General features: G+C 37.1%; 4 protein-coding genes. 3 read left to right on the top strand and 1 reads right to left on the bottom strand.

From position 1 onward, the window contains the following. Positions 1 to 45: 45 nt before the first annotated feature. Complete coding sequence (locus ACFIKU_RS09485; RefSeq protein ID WP_375657357.1) at positions 46 to 420, bottom strand: hypothetical protein; 375 nt, start codon at positions 418 to 420, stop codon at positions 46 to 48. An 83-nt stretch (positions 421 to 503) separates the two neighbouring features. Here ACFIKU_RS09485 and ACFIKU_RS09490 point away from each other — a divergent pair, with 83 nt between their 5' ends. The 3 genes from ACFIKU_RS09490 to ACFIKU_RS09500 form a co-directional block, all read left to right on the top strand. After that, positions 504 to 1,121 (top strand): S24 family peptidase, encoded by a 618-nt coding sequence (locus ACFIKU_RS09490; RefSeq protein ID WP_012754749.1) that lies wholly within the window; start codon positions 504 to 506, stop codon positions 1,119 to 1,121. Positions 1,122 to 1,367: 246 nt separating this feature from the next. Then, positions 1,368 to 1,742, top strand: coding sequence for a hypothetical protein (locus ACFIKU_RS09495; RefSeq protein WP_375657349.1), 375 nt, complete (start codon positions 1,368 to 1,370; stop codon positions 1,740 to 1,742). Positions 1,743 to 1,809: 67 nt separating this feature from the next. After that, a partial coding sequence (locus tag ACFIKU_RS09500) for an antA/AntB antirepressor family protein (RefSeq protein WP_375657358.1) occupies positions 1,810 to 2,492 on the top strand: 683 nt, incomplete at its 3' end.

The following is a 2,492-nucleotide window of genomic DNA, read 5'->3' on the forward strand; positions in this document are numbered from 1 at the left end:
TGATGACGCGTAATCTATTAATTTGATCTCTTTATTTTTGCCTGTTTAAGAATGTGAATGCTGCTGTTGATGTTCATCATTATCTGTATGAGCAGCAATATGAGAAGATATTACTGTTTGTGATGCATTTGCTGTACTAATTTTCTCCACCAGATGAAGCGTATCTTTTCTTCGTTTTGTCATTGGACGAACAACTCTATGGGATTTACTCCCATAATTATGTAGGAACCAATCTAGTGTAACCCAAGATAGACCCTTGGCTTTAGACAACTGAATAATTATATTCCAGTATTTTGGAGAAATACTATTGCGATCACGCATTTTACGCGCAGCCTCATAGCTACAACCAATTTCTTTTGCAAATTGGCGTATAGATCCCCAAGATTCAATCAAACTTTTGACATAAAAATCATTAACCATGACACGAACAGTACATTACGTACAATTTTAAATCAAGATAAAATCGTACACAATGAATTAAAAAAATAGTGGATAATGTACAAATGACTTATTTGCCAAAAGATAGACTTAAAATAGCGCGTAAGAATGCTGGATACGCAACACCAAGCGAAGCTGCGCGCGCTATACCAGCTCTTAATCAAAATACCCTAATTAGTCACGAAAATGGAAATCGTGGTATTTCGCGCCAAATAGCCGAGCTCTATGGACAAGTATTTAATGTAGATCCGGGGTGGATTTTGTATGGCGAGTCTCCTCAAGAAAATCCTAACCTCAATATAAGTATTCCTGTCGTTTCATGGATTAGCGCTGGAGAATTAAGCGAGCAAGATGGGATAATGGATTTTTCAGATTATCCTATGACAGAGGCTGTTAATCTTCCTGCCGGTGAATGGATTGCTTTACGTGTAGATGGCGCATCTATGAATAAAATTAGCCCTCCAGATTCTATAATATTTGTAAATATGCGAGACAAAAAACTTGTGCCTAATGCCTGCTATGTAATTGCAGATGAATCTGGACAAGCGACATATAAACGATACAGACCTAATGATGATCCTCCTTTTCAGCCTGCTTCATACGACAAAACAATAAAGGCTCCAAAACTTGAAGGCGCTATCTCTATAATAGGTCGTGTACGGCGCACTATTCTTGATATGTAAACAAAATATGATTCTCTGTTCACGTTATCGATTAGATTGCCATCAACAGATTGAAGCAAGTTTGCTTGATTTTTATCAGTAAACAGCAAACTTTTGATTCTCTAAATTATGCCGTGATTCGTCATTTTTTTATTTTTTTAAAAAAATAGTACATTATGTACTTGACTATCTTTAGTGCATAATGTACTAATATATTCCATAAACTACGCACAAACAATCGCCAAGAGGCGTTAGGGAGGAGAAATTATGGAAAATCCAATTCTTATAAATTCTGATGAAATTTTATTAGTTGTCTATAATGATGATCAAAACATTGGTCGGTCTGGACCACTAGATGAAAGCCAAGTTCTAAAAATTATTGACGAGGCAGATGATGCAATCCAAATCTTTCGCATCAATCCTTCTGAGAATAATTGTGAAGATATCTCTGAAGAAATTGCAGAAGCATATGTAAAAGAAAATATCGAACATCTCCATGAGGAGAGTAAAGTTCATGACTTTGTACGCGAGAGTGTTGCTTACCATGACCTTTTATCTGATTTAGCAGACGAAAAATATAATGATGAGATGTTTGGTACTTACGAACAACAACACCGTTTGCGCCCATGTGATGTGCTTTAAAAATTCTAAAGGGCGCTTTTAAAAGCGCCTCCTTTCATTCATCAATCCCATCAACATGAGGTTCGTAATGGAAAAGCCTATTGCTATCCAGCACAATACAATCAAACACGAAACCGTTCAAACGGTCAACGCTCGTGAATTGCATGAATTTTTGGAAATTGGGAAAGATTTCTCTACTTGGATTAAGGACCGTATTCATCAATATGAATTTGAAGAGAGAACTGATTTCATAAAAACACAAGATTTGCGGTCCCCAAAATTGGGGAGCGCAAAATCTAGAGCTGTTACAGCTATAGACTATCACCTCACATTAGACATGGCAAAAGAGCTCGCCATGGTAGAGCGTAATGAAAAAGGTAAACAAGCCCGTCAATATTTTATTGAATGTGAACGGCGTGCAAAGAAACCTTTAGACCTTGCAAACGCTTTAGAAGATCCTCTCTTTGTTAAGAAACTTCTTTTAGAAAGCGTCACACAATTAGAGACCTTAAAAAGTGAAGTGAGTATCCTTAAACCAAAAGCAGCTGCTCTTGAAAGCTTACAGCGCCATAATGGACTCTTCGGTCTTACAGAAGCCGCTAAAATACTCGAGATGCAACCAAAACAGTTCATTCTCTTCTTACAGCAAAAAGGGTGGATTTATAGACGTGCAGCAGGTGGAAATTTGCTACCGTATCAAGACAAAATCCAAAAGAAACTTATGGATTGTCCAACCATCACACTTCAAACCGCAAGTGGAATAGAAAAAGT

It is taken from the genome of Bartonella sp. CM120XJJH, assembly GCF_042194715.1.
In the GTDB taxonomy this organism is placed as follows: domain Bacteria; phylum Pseudomonadota; class Alphaproteobacteria; order Rhizobiales; family Rhizobiaceae; genus Bartonella.